Origin of the sequence: Streptomyces sp. NPDC060028 (assembly GCF_042736725.1) — a bacterium.
Taxonomy (GTDB): Bacteria; Actinomycetota; Actinomycetes; order Streptomycetales; family Streptomycetaceae; genus Streptomyces.
In genome coordinates this window covers 1-17,835 of record NZ_JBHWVJ010000126.1, presented here as the reverse complement: position 1 = coordinate 17,835, position 17,835 = coordinate 1, and the positions used below count along the sequence as shown (strand labels likewise).

Annotated in this window: 18 protein-coding genes and 1 pseudogene; 10 read left to right on the top strand and 9 right to left on the bottom strand. The window is 69.4% G+C overall.

Annotated features, from left to right (window positions below):
* Positions 1-50: 50 nt before the first annotated feature.
* Together ACFWBF_RS35200 and ACFWBF_RS35195 are read right to left on the bottom strand one after the other, a co-directional pair.
* Positions 51-464 (bottom strand): hypothetical protein, encoded by a 414-nt coding sequence (locus tag ACFWBF_RS35200; RefSeq protein WP_385608916.1) that lies wholly within the window; start codon positions 462-464, stop codon positions 51-53.
* 65 nt (positions 465-529) lie between these two features.
* Positions 530-1,213, bottom strand: a complete 684-nt coding sequence (locus tag ACFWBF_RS35195) for a replication-relaxation family protein (RefSeq protein ID WP_385608915.1) — start codon at positions 1,211-1,213, stop codon at positions 530-532.
* Between the two features lie 631 nt (positions 1,214-1,844).
* Here ACFWBF_RS35195 and ACFWBF_RS35190 point away from each other — a divergent pair.
* Positions 1,845-2,633 (top strand): NAD-dependent epimerase/dehydratase family protein, encoded by a 789-nt coding sequence (locus ACFWBF_RS35190; RefSeq protein WP_385608914.1) that lies wholly within the window; start codon positions 1,845-1,847, stop codon positions 2,631-2,633.
* Here the strand turns inward: ACFWBF_RS35190 and ACFWBF_RS35185 are convergent.
* Positions 2,614-3,006, bottom strand: a complete 393-nt coding sequence (locus tag ACFWBF_RS35185) for a hypothetical protein (RefSeq protein WP_385608913.1) — start codon at positions 3,004-3,006, stop codon at positions 2,614-2,616. The two genes, ACFWBF_RS35190 and ACFWBF_RS35185, sit on opposite strands and share 20 nt — an antisense overlap.
* Positions 3,007-3,422: 416 nt before the next feature.
* Between ACFWBF_RS35185 and ACFWBF_RS35180 the strand changes: the two genes are divergently transcribed.
* Positions 3,423-3,815, top strand: coding sequence for a hypothetical protein (locus tag ACFWBF_RS35180; RefSeq protein ID WP_385608912.1), 393 nt, complete (start codon positions 3,423-3,425; stop codon positions 3,813-3,815).
* A gap of 625 nt (positions 3,816-4,440) precedes the next feature.
* Here the strand turns inward: ACFWBF_RS35180 and ACFWBF_RS35175 are convergent.
* A pseudogene (locus tag ACFWBF_RS35175) lies at positions 4,441-4,635 on the bottom strand (hypothetical protein); the annotation flags it as partial.
* Between the two features lie 410 nt (positions 4,636-5,045).
* On the opposite strand from ACFWBF_RS35175, the gene ACFWBF_RS35170 reads away from it, so the two are divergent.
* From ACFWBF_RS35170 to ACFWBF_RS35160, 3 genes are all read left to right on the top strand, one after another.
* A complete protein-coding gene (locus ACFWBF_RS35170; RefSeq protein ID WP_385608911.1) occupies positions 5,046-5,687 on the top strand; it encodes a hypothetical protein in 642 nt (213 codons plus the stop codon).
* The gene (locus ACFWBF_RS35165; protein ID WP_385608910.1) at positions 5,680-6,225 is read left to right on the top strand and encodes a hypothetical protein; all 546 of its coding nucleotides are present in this window, start codon (positions 5,680-5,682) and stop codon (positions 6,223-6,225) included. The genes ACFWBF_RS35170 and ACFWBF_RS35165 overlap by 8 nt, the downstream gene beginning before the upstream one ends.
* Positions 6,226-6,522: 297 nt before the next feature.
* Positions 6,523-7,431 carry an IclR family transcriptional regulator C-terminal domain-containing protein gene (locus ACFWBF_RS35160; RefSeq protein WP_385608909.1) on the top strand — a complete coding sequence of 303 codons (909 nt, stop codon included), beginning with the start codon at positions 6,523-6,525 and terminating at the stop codon, positions 7,429-7,431.
* Between the two features lie 300 nt (positions 7,432-7,731).
* Here the strand turns inward: ACFWBF_RS35160 and ACFWBF_RS35155 are convergent, their stop codons facing one another.
* Complete coding sequence (locus ACFWBF_RS35155; protein WP_385608908.1) at positions 7,732-7,974, bottom strand: hypothetical protein; 243 nt, start codon at positions 7,972-7,974, stop codon at positions 7,732-7,734.
* On the opposite strand from ACFWBF_RS35155, the gene ACFWBF_RS35150 reads away from it, so the two are divergent.
* The 3 genes from ACFWBF_RS35150 (at position 7,958) to ACFWBF_RS35140 (ending at position 12,493) form a co-directional block, all read left to right on the top strand.
* Complete coding sequence (locus ACFWBF_RS35150) at positions 7,958-8,917, top strand: hypothetical protein (protein WP_385608907.1); 960 nt, start codon at positions 7,958-7,960, stop codon at positions 8,915-8,917. The two genes, ACFWBF_RS35155 and ACFWBF_RS35150, sit on opposite strands and share 17 nt — an antisense overlap.
* Positions 8,860-9,606, top strand: a complete 747-nt coding sequence (locus ACFWBF_RS35145) for a response regulator (RefSeq protein ID WP_385608906.1) — start codon at positions 8,860-8,862, stop codon at positions 9,604-9,606. Before ACFWBF_RS35150 ends, ACFWBF_RS35145 begins: the two co-directional genes overlap by 58 nt.
* A 238-nt stretch (positions 9,607-9,844) precedes the next feature.
* Positions 9,845-12,493, top strand: a complete 2,649-nt coding sequence (locus ACFWBF_RS35140; RefSeq protein ID WP_385608905.1) for a SpoIIE family protein phosphatase — start codon at positions 9,845-9,847, stop codon at positions 12,491-12,493.
* 10 nt (positions 12,494-12,503) lie between these two features.
* Here ACFWBF_RS35140 and ACFWBF_RS35135 read toward each other — a convergent pair whose 3' ends face one another.
* Complete coding sequence (locus tag ACFWBF_RS35135) at positions 12,504-13,202, bottom strand: hypothetical protein (RefSeq protein WP_385608904.1); 699 nt, start codon at positions 13,200-13,202, stop codon at positions 12,504-12,506.
* A 164-nt stretch (positions 13,203-13,366) separates the two neighbouring features.
* On the opposite strand from ACFWBF_RS35135, the gene ACFWBF_RS35130 reads away from it, so the two are divergent.
* Together ACFWBF_RS35130 and ACFWBF_RS35125 are read left to right on the top strand one after the other, a co-directional pair.
* Positions 13,367-13,678 (top strand): aminotransferase class I/II-fold pyridoxal phosphate-dependent enzyme, encoded by a 312-nt coding sequence (locus ACFWBF_RS35130; protein WP_385608917.1) that lies wholly within the window; start codon positions 13,367-13,369, stop codon positions 13,676-13,678.
* A 511-nt stretch (positions 13,679-14,189) separates the two neighbouring features.
* Complete coding sequence (locus ACFWBF_RS35125; protein ID WP_385608903.1) at positions 14,190-14,336, top strand: hypothetical protein; 147 nt, start codon at positions 14,190-14,192, stop codon at positions 14,334-14,336.
* Between the two features lie 330 nt (positions 14,337-14,666).
* Here ACFWBF_RS35125 and ACFWBF_RS35120 read toward each other — a convergent pair whose 3' ends face one another.
* From ACFWBF_RS35120 to ACFWBF_RS35110, 3 genes are all read right to left on the bottom strand, one after another.
* Positions 14,667-15,887: an HTTM domain-containing protein gene (locus ACFWBF_RS35120; protein ID WP_385608902.1), complete on the bottom strand. Its 1,221-nt coding sequence runs from the start codon at positions 15,885-15,887 to the stop codon at positions 14,667-14,669.
* A complete protein-coding gene (locus ACFWBF_RS35115) occupies positions 15,877-16,488 on the bottom strand; it encodes a DUF5819 family protein (RefSeq protein ID WP_385608901.1) in 612 nt (203 codons plus the stop codon). The genes ACFWBF_RS35120 and ACFWBF_RS35115 overlap by 11 nt, the downstream gene beginning before the upstream one ends.
* Before the next feature lie 241 nt (positions 16,489-16,729).
* Positions 16,730-17,835: ice-binding family protein (locus ACFWBF_RS35110; protein WP_385608900.1), on the bottom strand; the 1,106-nt coding region annotated here is incomplete at its 5' end.

Sequence of the window (17,835 nt, the reverse complement as noted above, 5' to 3'; positions counted from 1 at the left end):
CACACACCACCAGAAGCTGCCAACCAGTCAACCCAAAGACCGTTGCAGTACTAGGCGGTGCCACTTGCGACAAAGCGCAGCAAGCCGCTCGTACCAGAACCACCCATCGACAACTGGTGCTCGCCGCTGTTGAAATGCCACTCACCGCCATTGGCGAAGTGCCAGACAGTGCGTTCCTGCACGTCGTGCGCGGTGTAGCGGGCCACCACACGGCCTTCAGCGTCCACGACGTCAATGCGCTCGGGGATGGTGTGCCCTTCGACGATGGACAGGGCAGGCACCCCGTCCACGTTGGTCGGGGTCAGCGTGGTCGAACCCGTGGGCTTCACCTCTGCCGCCGGGGTGGGCGCCGACTGGAATGGGGCTGGACCCTTTGCGTTGGGCGTGGACTGCTCAGCCATGTTCTTACCGGTCGGCTCCATGCCGACCCCCGCGATCCTTCCATGACCAATCGTCACAGACACGTCACTCACCGAAAGTCAGGGCCTCTCCGACCGTCGGTTCCCGCCCGCCGGGCGCAGCGTGGGCGTCACCGCGAGACGGGCAACTCCGTACGTTGTCCGGCCAGCGCCGCGCAGCGGATCCCGCCTCCGGGATGCCACTCCATCACCGGGCCCACCGCGTCCCCGTGCTCCGGGCACCAGGAGACCGGGACGACTCCCCCACAGTCGTGGCGCTTGCACACACACCCTTCCCCCGGCCCGGCGTACGCCATCCCGTGACGAACCACCCCGGCCGCCGACCTCTCCGCAGCAGCGCCCCGCAGGCCGGACGGCCACGCCTGGTACATGCTGCCGTTGTCGAGCTCGAAGAAGCGCACCTCGCTGGTCCTGGTCGGCACGGCGAGGACGGCGTCGGTGTTGAAGCTCAGGCCGGTCTCCTTGATGGCGTGGTTCACCTCCACCTGCCAGTCGGTCAGGTACTCCCGGCTCCCGAGGACCGTGTCGGTGTAGGCGAGGATCGTGTCGGTCACCGCGACCGCGTGCGGGCCGAACCCGGCGCGGACTGCCTTCGCGCCGGTGCCGGCCTTCGGTCGGGGTGGCAGCCCGTTGCCGTCAGCCAGAGCCTTCTGCCCGGCCGGGGTGAGGTTCCAGATCTGGTCCTTGCCGTCCTTGCCGTTCGTCTCCACCAGCCCGAGCTCCGCCAGTTCCACCATCACCCTGCGCACGTACGACCGGCCGTCCGACTCCTCCTCCGTGATCACCTGAGCCATCTGCTGCACCGTCGCGATCCGCACACACCCCAGCAACCGCAGCGCATCGGCCCGTACCTTCCCGGCCGTGGGAGTGGACTTCTTCCCCTTCGCTGACGTCTCAGGGGAAGAGGGAGAGGTGTCAGCATGCCGGGAGGCCCCCTTACGGACGGTGTGAGCTGCGATATTGGGCACGACGTGGAATCGTTCACGGCACTGGATACGGCACCGGATTCCGGGCCGCCCGAGGGGAGCTCAACACCCCTTGACCAGGTTGAGCGCGGCTCCTGTTCGGGCTGTCGGCCGCTACTGGTGTACGTCATGACGATGCTCCTCATGCAGATGGCGCGGGCTCCGAAGGAAACCCGCCGTCATTTGCTAGAGGTGTGCGATTCCGTCGCGGTGTGACACCCGGCCCGGGACCGTAACCGGTCCGTGATCATCAGGCAGGCGGGGCTGGTGTCCCCTGACATCGGATCTGGACCGTCTGCCATCGAAGTTGGATCGTCGGCGGCGCTCCCGGAGGTCCTTGTCTCTCGCCCAAGAGGTCCCTGGAGTTCCGCGGGTTCCCCACCGCCTTGCTGAGTGGGTCAACGGGAGCGAAGATGCCCGGGTTGTCGAAATCAGGGGAGACGCAGTGATTCTGGGAACGGTGGCAGTAACGGGAGCGGCGGGCACCATCGGTTCCGTGGCGCGGGAGGCGCTGCGGGACGCGGCGGAGCGGTTGATCCTGCTCGACCGCGTGCCGCTCCGCCCAGAGGCCGAGAACGAGGACGTGCACACCGTGGACCTGCGGGACGCCGCCGCTGTGGAGTCGGCCTTGGCGGGAGCCGACCGGGTGCTGCACCTGGGCGGCGTGCCCGACGAGGCACCCCTCCCCGATCTGCTCGAAACCAATGTGCTCGGCACGCACCACGTCCTGGAGGGTGCACGGCGCAGAGGAATCGAGCGGGTGGTGCTGGCCAGCAGCAATCGTGTCACCGGCTTCTACCCCGCCGCGCACCTCACCAGCCCCCAGGAGCCGGTACGCCCCGACGGCCTCTACGGGGTGAGCAAAGCCGCCGTCGAAGCGCTCGGACAGCTGTATGCCGACAAGTTCGGCCTGTCCGTCGTCTGTCTGCGCATCGGCAGCTTCGAGCATCTGCCTACCGAGCCCCGGCACCTGGCGACCTGGTTGAGCCCGCGCGACGCTGTCGGCTACCTGCGGGCCGCCCTGGTCGCACCGCCCTCCATCCGCTTCACCACGGCATACGCCGTTTCCAACAACACCCGCCGTTTCTGGGCACTCCCCGACCCGGCGGAACTGGCCTATACCCCCGTCGACAACGCCGAACTCCATGCCGCAGGCATTCCCGCGGCAGACTCCCCGACCGACCCGGCCGCGCCCCAGGCCGGCCCCTACGCCCTGCCGCAATTCACCCTCAAGCACCTTCGGCCCTGACACCCATATCCACCGTCGGAATGCGTGCCGGCAGCAGTTCCGCTGTCGCGTCGTAGCGGTCCAACTTCGGTGGCAAAGGTCCGGCTTCAGTGTCAGGGACAGCTGGGACCGAACACAGCTCGGTGACGATGGTGAACGAGGTGCACACCATCCCGGCGGCCATGGCCGGCGACATCACCATGTGGGTGCTCTGCCCATGGGCCATGCCGCTGCGGATCTTACGTCCGTCGTGGAGGAACTCGGCCTGCCGGGCTGTCAGGAGCCCGGAGGCGGCGCCCCGCTCGATGAGCTGGTGCAGCGACTTCCTGCCCGCGTCCGAAATCTTGGAGCGCAGGACGGTCTCCACCGCGATCAGGGAGTGCAGCACAGCCACGGTGAGAACTCGTAGCAGTAGTACGAGTGGCGCAGCAGTTCGCGGGCGGTGCGCAGGACCGTTGCCGCGGCCTCGGGAACGCCGCCGGGCACGACCAGGCCCCGCCACGAGCTCGTGCATGTCCGCGTACTGCGGCACAGAAAGGTGGGTGCGCTGGTCCGGCACCGGGAACGGCAGCTGCTCGGCGGTCACCCGCGCAGTTCCCAGTCCCGGCTCCCGACAGCAGCTGCCCCGCCAATATGGGTGGTATGTCGCATATAGCGAGCCTGGTCAAGGAGAAGCGCGCCGCCGTCCGAACCAGGACACGGGATGGGTGTTCACCGTCGGTACGCGGACTCTGTCCACAACCCCGGGGGTCCAGGCTCCTTTTGAGGCCGCCACGATCAGCGGGGCGGCCCGTATTCGAGGAGCCGTCCATGTCCCAGACCACCGTCGCTTCGCCGCTCTCCCCATTGACTCCGACCGCGGTAATGAGCGCCTTCGGCTACCTCCGGGCGGTCCAGGCCGGCGACACCGAGGTCGCCGCCAAGCTCGTCGCCGCCGAACCGCGGATGCCCGTCCTGCTCGCGGACGTCGCCGAGCAGATCGTCGTCCCGGTCACCGCGCTGCCCGACCCGGACGACGACGAGCCGTGCGCGGACACCTTCGCCCTGGAGGCCCTCGGCCACGTCTTCCTGGCCACCCTGCGCACCTGGCAGCAGGCCGGCCCCGGCGGGGCGCAGGGCATCGCCCAGGCGGTCATCGGCTTCATCGCCGAGGTCCTCACCGAGGACCAGGAGGACCTGGCCGACAACCTGGCCATCCTGTAGGCCGTCGCCGTGGGCCAGGCTATGCAGGTGCCCCCCGCACCGGCCGGTTCGTACCCGGTGCGCATCACAGCCATGTAGTGCGCACTATCGATGTCGGTGGTGCGCATCGGGTGCGCACCACCGCCGCACGATGCACCGCACCACGCGCACCGGGTGCGCATCGCGCGCATCGTGCCCGGCACCGCGCGCATCACGGTGCGCGCCACCACGCCGTCGCACCGCACCTGGTGCGCGCCCCGTAGGCGAGCGGGCGTCTATATCACAGACCCCCTTGACCGGGGCATGATCGATGGACACGGAGGGGCTGGTCAAGGGGAAACGCACCGGGTAGCGAACCTGGTCAAGGAGAAACGGGCGCCCGGCCGAAGCTGGTCAAGGGGTGGCCGGCCCGGTGCGCATCCGGTGCCGTGCCGGACATCGGGTGCGCGGGCGCACGCGAGAGTGTCGGACATCATCGGGTGGGTGCGCACCGGGTGCGGTGCCGTCATCGCGGTGCGCACCGGAGTGGAGCCCACCGGGTGGGATCCGCCCAGGAGGGCACTCGATGCTCAGCATCCGATGTTCTGCATCGTGCACCGGATGTAGAACATCGTGTGGTGCACTCGGTGGACGATGCTCGGCATCGTCACCACAACCAGGCGTTCGAGTGCCGCACCCGGGACAGTGCGCGCGCATCGCGGCGCGCGGCGGCACTGCCGATCCGGTTCCGCCGGGGCCGGGGCCGGCCCGACTGCCCGGCGTAGAACCGGCGTATCCCGGCCGCCTTGAGCCGCTTGCGCTGCTTGCGCAGCTCAGCCTTCTTGTCCCGGCCGGTCTTCGGAACCAGGCCGGTCGGGATCAGACAGTCATCGATAGATGCTCGCCGGTTTCGATCACTTTCGTTCGGGAGGAAAGTTCAGGCCCCCCAAGCCGTAAGAGAGGCGTGACGCGGATGCGTTGCTCTCCGAACGAACATGTGGAGCGTGAATTGACAGCCCTGGACGTGGCCGGGGTCATCTCGGCCGTGGCCGGCGTGACCCCCCTGGTGATCGCCTTGCGCCGGGCCTGGGCGAAGACTCTGCGCGGACGAGTGGGACGCGAAGGGTCTCTTCGACCTCAGGCCGAGCGTGCGTGCGACTGCGGGCAGTTCGTCATCCTGTGATAGGAGCCGCCGGATGGCGGCCGGATGACGGTCTGGACGATGCCAGCGGCCGCCCTCCTCTTCGATACCAGTGAGCAGGGGCGTGGCCCGTGGTAGATACCCCGGACGAGGAAGAGCAGCCGTGGCAAGAGGCCGCGCGCACGCTCTTCGAGAGGCACGCGGCGGAGTGGACCCGTATCACCGCCGCGTCGCTGTGGAACCGGCACCCGTTGCTGCGGTCCTGGGTCAATGACATGGCCCACGAAGCCCTCGTGCGGACATACGCCATGTGGTGGCGGGACCCAGACAAGCAACACCGCAACCCGCTGCCGTACATGAAGGAGACCGCGAACAACGTCGCGAACGACGCCTACGACGAGCTGGCCCGCCCCACCGACGACGCTGGGCTCGAGGAGTGCGAGCGCACCATCATCGCGCGCCCTAGCCGGACCTCGGATCTGCACGGCGACTACGCGGGCATCGCACCGCACACTCCCCTGGACCCTCTGGAGGAACTCGTCATACCTGCCGTCAGGCGGATGAAGAAGACACAGCGCAGGGACGTCGCGGAGATGCGGAGCCTCGGCATGGACGACCAGGCCATCGCGGACCACATGAACCGGGAGCCGGCTCGCATCCAGACCCTGATGACCAAGGCAGCAGCCGAGCTGAGGGAAGACGAGCAGCTCCAGCTCTACATCCGCGATCGGCACAGGAAGACCCGGCGCCGGGAAGAGGACACAGGTGAGTGATGTGAACGTCAATGACAGCGAACGGGGCAGCACCGGCAGGCCGGCGGAGCCTTCCGCGTTCGCCGCCCTGCTGTCCGGGCTGAGGGGAGCCGACTTCTGGGACCGGCCCGAGGGCGACTGGGGCCCGCGGCGGGCGTCGCGGGGTGAGGAGCTTGAGCGGCGCCTTCACGCGAACTCGTGCTACAGGCTCGGGTCGAAGGCGCTGCGCATGGGCGAGCTGGACCGGGCACGGAACTGGCTCCGGCGTGCGTGCGAGGACAGCCACCCCGGGGCAGCGTTTCGTCTGGCCGTGACTTTGTGGCGGCAGTCAGGGCCGGACGCGGCCTCCCGGGCCGTCACCGCCGTGGTGAGCGCCGCCCGGTGGGGACATGAGGACGCTCGGACCCTCCTGCGGCAGGCCGGGTGGGATCTCGCCGATATCGGCCTCGCCGACCGGGAAAGCGTCGCCCCGGAACAGGACGGCGAGTTCGCCGCCGACGTGCGGACCCTCCTGGCTGCTGTCCGCAGGCGCGATTCGTTCGCCGGTCGGATCCCCTAGCCCCGGCATACGAGCACCGCGCCGGAGGAGCAGCCCACGGGCACGGCCCCAGTCGCCCCGCCACCATCGGAACCGCAATCGCCAGAGGCGCTGAGGCGTGGTTTGGTGTGGTCGGCCGCTCCATTGCGGCATGCATCCCTGACGCACCTGGCGCAGCAGGTCCCACCCCCCAGCCGGCCCCTTCAGCGCTGGCAGTCCGCGCAGCGGGTCCTCGAGGTCCTCCAGATCATCGCGGGAGCGGGCCGACCGGTTAGCGAACGCCACTTGGCCCGGGCCACCAGCCTCCCGCACCAAGTGATGCAACGCCTGCTGATGTGGCTGTGCCAGCAGCACCTGACCCTCCTCACTCGCGACGGCGGGTACGTGCCCGGGCCGGCGCTGCGGCTGATCGCCGTGCCCGAAGCTGGTCAGCCGGGGGCGGTCGTCGACCAGGTGCTCGCCGGGCTCCGGGACGCCGTCGGCGCGGCCGTCTACATCAGCACCTACAGCCACGGGGAAGTTTCGATCCTCAAGTGGTCGGACGGGCCGAACGCCCCGGGCGTCGAGGAGAGGGTGGCTTTCGCGGAGGCGGCACACGCCACCGCGGTCGGCAAGAGCCTTCTCGCCCAGCTCGACTTCGACCAGCGAATGGACCACCTCTCAAGGCACCGACCGATCGCGCTCACCCAGCGCACCATCACCGACGGCGCGAAGCTCTTTCACAACCTGGACGGTCACGGCCCGCACGCCGCCCAGTTCGACATCCTGGAGTACTCCGACGGCCAGGTCTGCGTGGCCGTCCCACTCGTCATCGACGGCGAGGTCGGCTGCGTGGCGCTGGCGCTGCCCGTCGGACAGCGCCACAGGCTCATCCAGGCGGCCCGGATTCTCTCCAGCCGATCCGCCGGGCTTCTGCTGTCACTGCTACTGGCGGCCAGCCCACCCAGCTGGGAGGCCGGCAGGCAGGACGCGCCGGTCCCCCACCAAGAGGAACACGCCACCACAAGCCAACAGCTCGCGTATCGGCAGGGCACATGGTGGACGACAGAGCCAACCGACGGCGCCCGTGGCGCTCAGGGAAGCGATGACGCGGAGGAGGAACACGATGCACAGGTGATCCCCTTCCGCTCACGGACGGTAGAGCCCCCACTGGTCGAGCCTCCGGATGTCCTCAACTCCACCAATCTCGACCTCGGGCTCAAGGAGGCCGCCGGCAGCCGCCGCTGAAACGCCCCAGGGTCGGGCCTGTGGCGCGGGCCGGGTCCCGACCCTGGGTCCTCCTGCTGGGCCCAACGATTGCCCAGCAGGTGACCGGCGCGCGGAACGGCCGCCCGCGCCCGGCCTCAGCTCAGTCGTGGCATGGCAGCGTCGTGGGCAGCAGTTTTACGGCCGTAAAACACGGAGTGGCTCCATCCCGCAGTCAGCGAGACGGAGCCACTAGGAGTCACTGCTACGGCCTACGCGCCGTGAACGGCAGAGGCACTCGACGAGCACCGTGCGCTGCCCCTCCGCCGGTTTTCCGGCGGGTTACCCATCCTTGAGGAGTCCGTTCGAGACCTGCTGCAGGATGGCCGCGAGTTGGATGCGGGCCTCTGAGGTAAGGGTGCCCCTCATGTCTTCGATGACGGCCTCGACTCCGGTACTGACCTGGAAATATCGAAGGATGAAGTCGCTCCGTTGGGGTGCGGTGAGCTTCCAGTAGACGGCATCCATGACGGCAGCCCCGTCATGCCATGGAAGAGAAGCCCCGCCGGTGACAGCATCCTTCACTTCCGTGTCGGCTCCCTGGCCCGCTGGCCGAGGCTCCGGTGCGGAGGCACGCGGCATCTACGCGCCGGTTTACGCCCTGTCCGACAGCGCGCCCGCCGCGGCTGTCATCGCGCCCGGTGATATCCGCGGAACCCGGCTGATCCCCGAGAAGCGCGGCGGTGCCTGCTGTGGCCTCGACGGGGCCGACGGCCCCAACTTGGCCTGCGTGGCGTGCGACCTACCTCTGGCGACCAGGATCGACGACTGCTCGCTCTGGCAGGCAGTGCGGCTCAGCTCAGATGCCGTGTACCGAGTCCTCCTAGACGGCGTCGACGCTGCGCCGCGCTCCTGGGAGGAACTGACCGAGAACGGGGAGAGCACGCCCCCGTTCGAGCCAATGGCCACGTGGGGCGGACGGCTCGGGTCGAGCCATTACTGGTCGTGGAGTCCGCAATGGGAGGCGGGAGCTGGCCAGGCGCTCGCCCACCTACTGGTCGCCTCCGAAGGGCAACCGGTGAAGGTCCCAGGCGGTCTGACCGGGGACGTGTTCCAACGCGCGCTCGACGCCCTGCTGCCCGCGGGCCCGCCGAAGCGGCGCGCCGTCCTGGCTGGACCTGGACGGCCCGCTCCCGACGCAGGCGTCGACATCCTCCTGGTGCCGATCCATCCGCAGACGGGTCAGACCTGGACCCCAGCCAGCCCGGCTGTATCGGCATACCCGCTGCCGCTGGGGGTCTGGCTGTGGTTGGTATCCCCCCAGCCGTACTTGCCGGTTCCCGCGTCGGGCGGGATACCCCACGACGTCCTCCGCGACGACCCGCTTCCGCCTCGCCCCATTCACCTGTTCCGGGCCGACAGGGGAACGTTCCAGCACACCCTGGTCCGGCTACCAGCCGTTCGCAGCCCGTGGCTGCGCGAGATCCTTGCGAACCTCACGCAGTACACCTCCACCGGCCTCTTCTAGCGCCATCGTCCGCCGGTCAGTGGGGCCCCTGGTCGGGCAGGAGAGCTTCGAGGAGCTCGGCTTCCCGTAGCGGTCTGCGCACCTTGCTCGCGGCGCAGCCGGGGATCGCGGTGGTGGGAGAAGCAGCCGACGGCGTCGAGGCCGTAGAGCAGGCGCGGCTGCTGCGACTGGAGGTGGTTCTAATGGATGTGCGGATGCCGAGGTGCAACGGGATCGAGGCCACCCGGCAGCTCCTTGCCGAGCCGGCCCCGCCCGTCGGACCGTCGAAGGTCGTGGTGATCACCACCTTCGAGAACGACGGTTACGTCACCGCGGCGCTCAGCGCGGGGGCCAGCAGCTTCGTGCTCAAGCGGCTTCCGGTCCGGCAGATCGCCGAGGCGGTACGCGTGGTGGCCGCGGGAGAGGCGATCCTCTTCCCGGCGGCCCTGCGCCGGATGGTCGCCGCCCGCCCGCTGGGCTCTGCGGAGGCGCTGCCGAAGGCGGCGCTGACGGGGCGGGAGGAGGAGGTGCTGCGGCTGATGGCCACCGGCCTGCCCAAACCGGACATCGCCCAGTCACTCATGGTGAGCCTGGAGACGGTGAAGACGCACGTCGGGAACGTGCTGACCAAGCTCGGCGCGCAGAACCGGACCCACGCGGTGGTGATCGCGTACGGATCAGGTCTGGTGGTGCCGGGGTTCGCCGGCTGACGTGCGGCACGGCCCGCACGATCGCCCCCGACCGAGGTACGGCTCGGTCTGAGCACCGGGGCCGAAAAAACCGGCGGGGGTGTCATTCGCAGCGGTTCATGGCCGCGGCCAGCGCCGCCACTGTGGTGGTCGGGCGGCTCTTCGGCGGCGTGGGATCGGCGACCGGGGTACCGCGGGCCGTCGACAGTGCTACAACTGGAATCGTGACCCGTCCTTGCAACCCGTACCGGGGGCGTCGGTGCGGTCACTGAACAGACATCGCCCGCGGAGCGTCGCCAGGCAGGTATTCGTCCTCCAGCTGGCGGTCGTGGTGCTGCTCGCTGCCGGTGCTGTGCTGGCGCTGGTGCTCCAGTCGCGCCACGACGTCGACCGCGAGGCCCGCGCGCGGTCCGTGGCGGTCGCCGAGACGTTCGCACACTCGCTCGGGCTGCAGGAGGCCCTTCGTTCCCCCGATCCCTCCGCGCTGCTCCAGCCGCGCACCGAGGCGACGCGGAAGGCCGCCGGGGTGGACTTCATCGTGGTGATGGACACCGAGGGGATCCGGTACACCCACCCCCTCCCCGACCGCATCGGCAAGCGGTTCGTCGGCACGATCGCGCCCTCGCTCGCCGGCCACGTGTACACGGAGAGCGTGGCTGGTCCGCTGGGCAACGAGATCCAGGCCGTGGTGCCGGTCTTCTCGGACGACGGCCGGGTCGTGGCACTGGTGTCCGCCGGACTCACCGTGAAGAACGTCGCCGGTGTGGTCAACCGGCAGCTCCCCGTGATCCTCGGCGTCAGTGCGGCCGGTCTCGCACTGGCCACCGCGGGCGCGGCACTGATCAGCGGACGGCTCCGGCGCCAGACCCACGGGCTCGGCCCGCTGGAGATGACACGGATGTACGAGCACCACGACGCGGTGCTGCACGCCGTCCGCGAGGGCGTGCTGATCACCGACGGCGAGGGCAGGCTACTGCTCGCGAACGACGAGGCGAAGCGGCTGCTCCGGCTTCCCCCCGATGCCGAAGGGGCACTCATCCGGCAGCTGCCCGGCCTCGACCGGCACGTGGCCGACCTCCTGCTGTCCGGCCGGGCGGCCACCGACGAGGTGCTCGAGGCCGGGGACCGGCTGCTGGTGATCAATCAGAGGCCGACGCGGGCCGGCGGCGGACCCGAGGGGGCGGCCGTCACCATCCGCGACTCCACCGACATGCGCGTCCTGAGCACCCGGGCGGATGCGGCCCGCAGGCGACTGAGGCTGCTGTACGACGCCGGCGTCGGCGTGGGCACCACCCTCGACGTGGAACAGACCGCCCAGGAGCTCGCCGACGTCGCCGTACCGCGCTTCGCGGACTTCGTGACCGTGGACCTGGCCGAGCCCGTGCTCCACGGGGACGAGCCCACCGCGGATGCGGAGCTGCGCCGTACCGGGGCCAGCGGCATCCGCGACGACTCGCCGCTCTATCCGCGCGGCAGGCTGATCGACTTCGTGCCCTCCACCCCGCAGGCACGCGGCTTCAGCAGCGGGCGGGCCGAGGTGGTCTCCTCCCTCGCCGACGCACCCGGCTGGCACGCCCAGGACCCCCCACGGGCTCAGGAGATCATCGACTTCGGGATCCACTCCCTGATCACCGCTCCCCTCAAGGCCCGCGGTGTGGTACTCGGCGTGGCCAACTTCTGGCGCTCGCGGAAACCGGAACCCTTCAACGAAGAGGACCTCTCGCTCGCCGAGGAGCTCGTGGCCCGGGCCGGCGTGACCATCGACAACGCCCGTCGCTACACCCGCGAGCACACCCTGGCCGTGGCGCTCCAGCACAGCCTGCTGCCGCGCGACCTGCCCGAGCAGAGCGCCGTGGAGGTGGCGCACTACTACCTGCCGGCACATTCCGGGGTCGGCGGCGACTGGTTCGACGTGATCCCGCTCCCCGGCAGCCGGGTCGCCCTGGTCGTGGGCGACGTCGTCGGTCACGGGATGCACGCCGCGGCCACCATGGGCCAGCTGCGCACGGCCGTGCTCAACTTCTCGTCCCTGGACCTGCCTCCCGACGAACTCCTGGCCCGTCTCGACGACCTCGTCCAGTACATCGACCAGAGCAGGGAGGGCAGTGTCGACGGCAGTGGCCTGCTCGGAGCGACCTGCCTGTACGCCGTGTACGACGCGGTGACCCAGCGGTGCACGGTAGCCCGCGCGGGGCACGTGCCGCCGTTCGTGGTGCGCCCGGACGGCTCCACGGAGCTTCCCGACCTGCCCCCGGGCGCGCCACTGGGGCTGGGTGGCTTCCCCTTCGAGTCGGCGGAGCTGGACCTGAGCGAGGGTTCGCAGCTGGTGCTGTACACCGACGGCCTGATCGAGGACCCGGGCCGGGACATCGACGAGGGGCTCGAGTTGCTGCGTTCGGCACTCGCCCACCCCGACCGGGGGCCGCACGAGACCTGCCGGGCGGTCCTGAAGGAGCTGCTGCCCGTGCGCCCCCGCGACGACGTGGCCGTCCTGGTCGCGCGGACGCGGGCGCTCGGCGCGGACCGCATCGCCGACTGGGAGGTGCCCTTCGAGCCGAGCGCCGTCGCAGCCGTGCGGGCCCGCGCCGTGGAGAAGCTGGAGGGATGGGGTTTGTCCGAGCTCGCCTTCGGTATGGAGCTCGTACTCAGCGAACTCGTCACGAACGCCATCCGGCACGGCAGCGCACCGGTCCGCGTCCGGCTGCTGAACGACGACAAGCTTCTGACCTGCGAGGTCTCCGACGGCAGCAGCACCTCGCCGCATCTGCGGTACGCCGCGACCATGGACGAGGGGGGCCGCGGGCTCTTCCTGGTGGCCCAGATCAGCCGCAGGTGGGGTACCCGCTACACACCCGACGGGAAGATCATCTGGTCGGAGCAGCCGCTGCCGGACCCCGCGCAACAGTGAACCGGCGGCCTCACGCGGGAGCCGGGTGGATCCTGGACTGCTTGACGCTGCCGTAGGCGCCCGCGTTGTGGTGGCGTCGCCAGCGCATCGCCGCCGTACGCCCGGCCACCGCCGCCAAGATCATCTGGGCGCGGGGGTCCCGTTCTTCCTCGCCGCGATGTACGGCGGCTCCCTGACCTCGGCGGCGTTCGTCGGCTCGCTCATCCCCGGAATGGTCCCGCTCTTCGTCAGCGCGCTCATGGTCGTCGTCGGCCGGGGCGCGCGCCGGGGGACGCAGGCAGCCGGGCTCGCGCTGATCGCCGTGGGCGTGGTCGCGCTCGTCTGGCACCACGTCGTCCCGCTGGACACGGACGTACTGGTCGGCGTCGGCGTCCTCCTCGTCACCAGCGGGCTGTGGGCCCTCTACACCGTCGGCCTGAAGGAGGTGGAGCTCGACCCGGTCGGATCGATCGGGCTGCTGTGCCTGCCGTCCCTCGCCGTGGTGGCCCTCCTGGTCCTGACCGGCGTGCTCCCCACCGGCCTGGCGTCCGCCGCCGAATCCGACATCCTGCTGTTCCTGCTGGTGCAAGGGCTCGGGGTCTGCCTGCGCCGGGCTGCTGTACGCGTTCGCCATCCGCCGGCTCGGTGCGGAACGCAGCTCCGTGGTCGGGAGCCTCAGCCCCGTCGCCGTCCCCCTGCTCGACGAGTCCCCGACGCTCAGCGTGCTCATCGGCGTACCCCTCATCACCGCGGACGTCGTACTCGCCAACCGGCGCCCCCGGCCGCGATCGGCCCGGTCCCCCATGGCCGGCCCCCAGGCCGACCAGCACACCCCTCGACACCAAGGGTCCCGTAGATGCTTGAGCTCCTCCTCCCGCCGTCCGCGAGGCCGAGATACGCCTGGCGGAGCGCTCCGACTCCAAGGAGTACCGGGGGCTCTCCGGAAACACCGCCTTCTACCGCGCGATGCTGTCGCTGGTCCTGGGCTCCGGCGGCGCGGCCGACCGGGCCATTGCGGTCCAGACCGTCGCGGGCAGCGGCGCGCTGCGGCTGCTGGCGGATCTGATCTCCCGGACCCGCCCGGGCGCCACGGTGTGGCTCAGCGACCCCGCCTACGTCAACCACCACCCCATCCTGGAGGCCGTCGGCCTCCAGCCGGAGTCCCACGGAGGTCGGCGATGTGGTTGCGGACCATCTGGTAGGTGACGGGGGCGTTGTCGGCAACGAGTTCACGGTGTAGGTGGGTGACGATGATCCATCCCTCGGCGAAGCGTCGCTCCAGGTAGGGCTTGTAGGGGTCCAGTCTGCTGGGCCGGGGGCGATTCTCGCGGATGGTGTCCTGCCAGCGTGCGGCGGTACGAAGCGCAGCGGGTGCGGGAAAACCCCGCCCCGGTCCACTGATCTCCGCTACCACATCCGGGCGGACCAACACCGCATCCAGGACGTCACGACTGCCCTACGCGGCGGCGATGCCCGGGCCGGGCCCAGCCAGGTGCTCACCGACCCGCCCGGCTACGTCCGGGCGGAGCGCTACCGTCCGGGCGACCGCGCACAGCCGGCCGGCCGCGTCGTTGCGGCCCAGAACGAGGAGCTGCGGCCGGGCGGGGCCCCGCACCTGCGGCCGCCAGCAGAACCCCCGCCGGCACCGGCGCACACTCCGACGAAACCTAAGAGCCCAGGCCCGGAAGCCGACCCCCGCACACGAGAGGACGCGGTCATGGCCACGCTGCGCGAACGCAAGACCTACCGCGAACGGGTGCTCCGAGTCCTGTCCGAAGCCTTCGAAGGCAACCGCCTCCTCGGCATCACCGGACAGCTGCGGCGCGACCTCCACGTACCGGAACAGGACTTGGCCGCCGCCTGAACCTACCTGGCGGGCGAAGGGTTGATCACCGTCGACTGGGAGCCGGGCAACACTCCCGCGGTGGTCACCCTCGCCCACGAGGGAATCCGGCACATGGAGTTCGAGGAGGAAGGGCACGGCTGGAGCTGTTGCTGCGGACGAAGACCAACCCCGAGGGCACCTCAACGCCGTGAGCGGGGACCTCACCCGAGCTCTCAACCAGCGGGGCTGAGTTTCCAACCGGGGTCAGAGGTCTGGACAACATCCCGCGGATGCCCGATGCCTTTTCCCGTACGCGGGCCACACCGAGGCGGGCATGGCCCGTGACCGCGCTGCGGTCCGCGCGGCTGCTCAGCTCTGCTCGGATGCCAGCCCGGTAGCAGCGTGGTGTCCTTCTGTGCAGGCAGCGGCCCGATGCTTGGAGCCGGGTACGCCTGGCCTGTCCTGCGATGGTACGGATCCGAATTCCGCCGCTCGGCCGGGTGCCGGTCGCCACATCCCTGTGAGCCGTGCTGCGCGTCGCCACAGGCGAGGCAGGAAGGCGTAGAAGCGGTCGGGAAGGAAAACGGCGTCCGCGATGATCATCGCGCCGGAGAAGAGGGGCAGTCCCAGGAGCACTGCGATGCCGATGTGCATGCCCAGCAGCACGGTCAGAACGGGGTACTTGAGCTTGCCGAAGAGTACGAACGGGAAGGCGACCTGCAGGAGCACCGTCAGGTAGCCGGCGATCGCGATCACCATCGGGTACTCGTCCACGAGGTGGGAGAGCGCGGGCCAGGGCTGGAAGAGTTCGAGGTTCAGCGCGTAATGCAGAGCGGTGCCGCCGCCCCAGGTAGGGCCCTGGATCTTGTACAGGCCGGCCGATCCGTAGAGGAAGCAGACCTGTGCCGCGATGACGAGGATGCCGCAGTTGTGCACCACTGTGATCAAGGTGGTACGGGCATCGTGGAGTTGCTGTGCGTAGAGGCTCCTCACCGGCTCCGGCGCGTTGCCCGCACGGGCTGCCTTGAGCCGATCTCGGCGTGCGTCCAGGGACCAGCGCCGACCGCACGCGGTGAGGACGAGGTAGAGAGCCATCAGCAGGGTCAGGTTGTCGCCCCCGTCCGTCATGAAGATCGATCTGGCATGGAACGAGGTCACCACGACGGCGAAGAGGACGGACACGACGCGGGTCCGCCAGCCCAGCATGAACAGCGCGGACGTGACGAGGGCCGTCACGTAGCAGAGCTCGAAGTAGGCACGGCTGTCGGACAGGAGCAGGATGCTGTTCCAGCCCGTCTGGTCGAAGAGCTGTTCTGCCAGCGCGGGTGTCCAGGGGGAGCCGGGGCCCCAGATCTCGTCACGGTGCGGGAACTCGCGCAGCAGGAAGATCAGGTAGAGCAGCCCGTAGCCGATGCGCAGAACCGAGGCAGCGTACAGGGAGATCGGCCGGTCGGTGAGAAGCGCCCACAGATCGCCGATCCGGTCGAGGAGCCACCGGTGGGCCGTGCCGGCGACCGAAGTCTCCTGGGTCGTAGGTCGGTGCTGCGTGGCTGGCGTGGAGGCGGGCTGGGGGATCTGCTCATTTCCCATGGGAGGTCACCTTCCACCAGGGCAGGAGCCGGTCCTCGGTGGGTGCCGGCGGGCGGTCCCCGGCCACTGTGCCGGGCGCAGCGACGGGCAGTGTGACGACCCGGAGCTGAATGAAGTCGAAAGTGCCGCCGTCGTTGTGGGCGGCGACGCGGTCCGCGGCGATGTTGCGCAGGTACTTCTGCAACATCAGGGCCCGTTCCGAGCGTGCCGTGTCGCTTCCTCCGTGTGTCTCGACATAAGAGGTCCAAGCGCGGCGCAGAAGGTTCTGGGACGTATGGCTCGGAAATACATTGTGGTCGACTGCGGAATGGTCCACGGCAGCCAGGTCGAACCAGGGGGTCACCTGCACCGAACCTTTGGAGTCGGTGTGTGCGGTTCTCACCAGGATTTTTCGGTTGAAGGAGTCGGGGTCCGGGGCGAAGAGCCGCCAGTTCTGTTCGAAGAGCGGATACACCCATCCATTGATTTGTGAGCTGTACCGCTTCGATACAGGGTTGGACGGGGCCACATGAAGAAACACCAAGGCGACGTGGACCAGGGTCGTCACCAGACAGAGGGCTACGGCGGTGTGCAGCCCTGCTTTCAGCGTACGAACACCCATGGGCGACTTACCCGGTCTGACCGCTCCGTCATGGCACTCCTGGGGGGCCGGACCGGAATCGTACTGATGAAGTCCCTTCACACCCACAGATTCAATTCCGATCGACACCGCCCACCCGGTCTTTCTCATGTCTGCTGTTCGCCTGAGGTCTCTGCGACTCTCACTGACGGCGCGCGGCGGATTCGATGAGGATTCCGCCGCGCGCCGTCATCCGATGAACGGGCTTCGTGCAGCCTGCTGCCTAGTCCTCGTGGCCTTCGTGGCCTTCGTGACCCTCGTGACCCTCGGGCTTGTCGCCGTAGCCGTAGCCGTAGTGGTCGCCGGGCTTCCCATAGTGGCCGTGGCCGTGGCCGTGGTCGTGGCCGTGGTCCGGCTTACCGGGTCCCTCCTCGGGCCCATTGCCCTGCCCGTGGTGCTCCATGCTGCCGTGGTCCTGGCCGCCATTGCCCGGCCCACCGTGGTCCGGCCCGCCGGGCTGACCGCCGTTCCCTCCGGTGACGTTCCCTCCGGTGATGGTCCCGCCAGTCGTGTTGCCACCGGTCGTGTTCCCGGCCGTGTTTCCGGCGATGTTCCCCGAGGTGCCGCCGGACACGAGCTCGACGATCGGTCCGCCCAGGAGGCCGCCACCGATCAGACCCACGGTCGTACCGGTCGTCGATCCGGCAGTCGGCGTTCCGGCGGTCGTGCCCGTGGTCGTTCCGGTCGTCGTTCCAGTCGTCGTTCCGGTCGTCGTTCCGGAGGTAGTTCCGCCGGTGGCGCACCCGCCGAGGAAGATCCGGTTGTTGTCCAGCGTCACTTCGCCGTTACGGGCCAGCGCCCGGCCCTCGATGTTCGTCCCCGTTCGCAGGAAGATCGAGGTCAGCGCCATGATGGTGCCCACGAAAGTGGTGTTGGTGTTGAGCTCCGCCGAACTCCCGATCTGCCAGAACACGTTGCACGGCGAAGCGCCGTTCGTGAGGAGAATTCGGCTGGAGGTTGCCGTCGTCAGGGCTGCAGGAATCTGGAACACCCAGACCGAATTGGGGTTTCCCCCCGCATTCAGGACCAGGTCGCCGGTGAGTCCGACACTGCCGGCGGGGTCTCTCGTGTAGACGCCCGGAATCAGCTCTGTGGGGCCGGACGTCCCCGAGCCGATTGCCGCCGGAAGGTCGAAGTCCTCGGCCTGACCGGCCGCGTTGTTGTACGCCACGATCAGATCGCTCTTGGCCTGGAGAGCCGCAGCGTCCGCAGGGTGCACGGCACCCAGTACCAGGCCGGGCGGGAATCCCGTGATCGCCGGGTTCGGGTGTGTCCCTAAGGGTTGTCCCGTAAATGATCTTTGAGTTGCCCTGGGCAGGGGGCAGTCGC

Bases quoted from the DNA above. Each gene is read 5' to 3' on its own strand.
- ACFWBF_RS35120 (WP_385608902.1), bottom strand. From the start codon at position 15,887: ATGGGAAATGAGCAGATCCCCCAGCCCGCCTCCACGCCAGCCACGCAG.
- ACFWBF_RS35115 (WP_385608901.1), bottom strand. From the start codon at position 16,488: ATGGGTGTTCGTACGCTGAAAGCAGGGCTGCACACCGCCGTAGCCCTC.
- ACFWBF_RS35125 (WP_385608903.1), top strand. From the start codon at position 14,190: ATGGCCACGCTGCGCGAACGCAAGACCTACCGCGAACGGGTGCTCCGA.
- ACFWBF_RS35160 (WP_385608909.1), top strand. From the start codon at position 6,523: ATGCAACGCCTGCTGATGTGGCTGTGCCAGCAGCACCTGACCCTCCTC.
- ACFWBF_RS35135 (WP_385608904.1), bottom strand. From the start codon at position 13,202: ATGAGCACGCTGAGCGTCGGGGACTCGTCGAGCAGGGGGACGGCGACG.
- ACFWBF_RS35180 (WP_385608912.1), top strand. From the start codon at position 3,423: ATGTCCCAGACCACCGTCGCTTCGCCGCTCTCCCCATTGACTCCGACC.
- ACFWBF_RS35195 (WP_385608915.1), bottom strand. From the start codon at position 1,213: ATGGCTCAGGTGATCACGGAGGAGGAGTCGGACGGCCGGTCGTACGTG.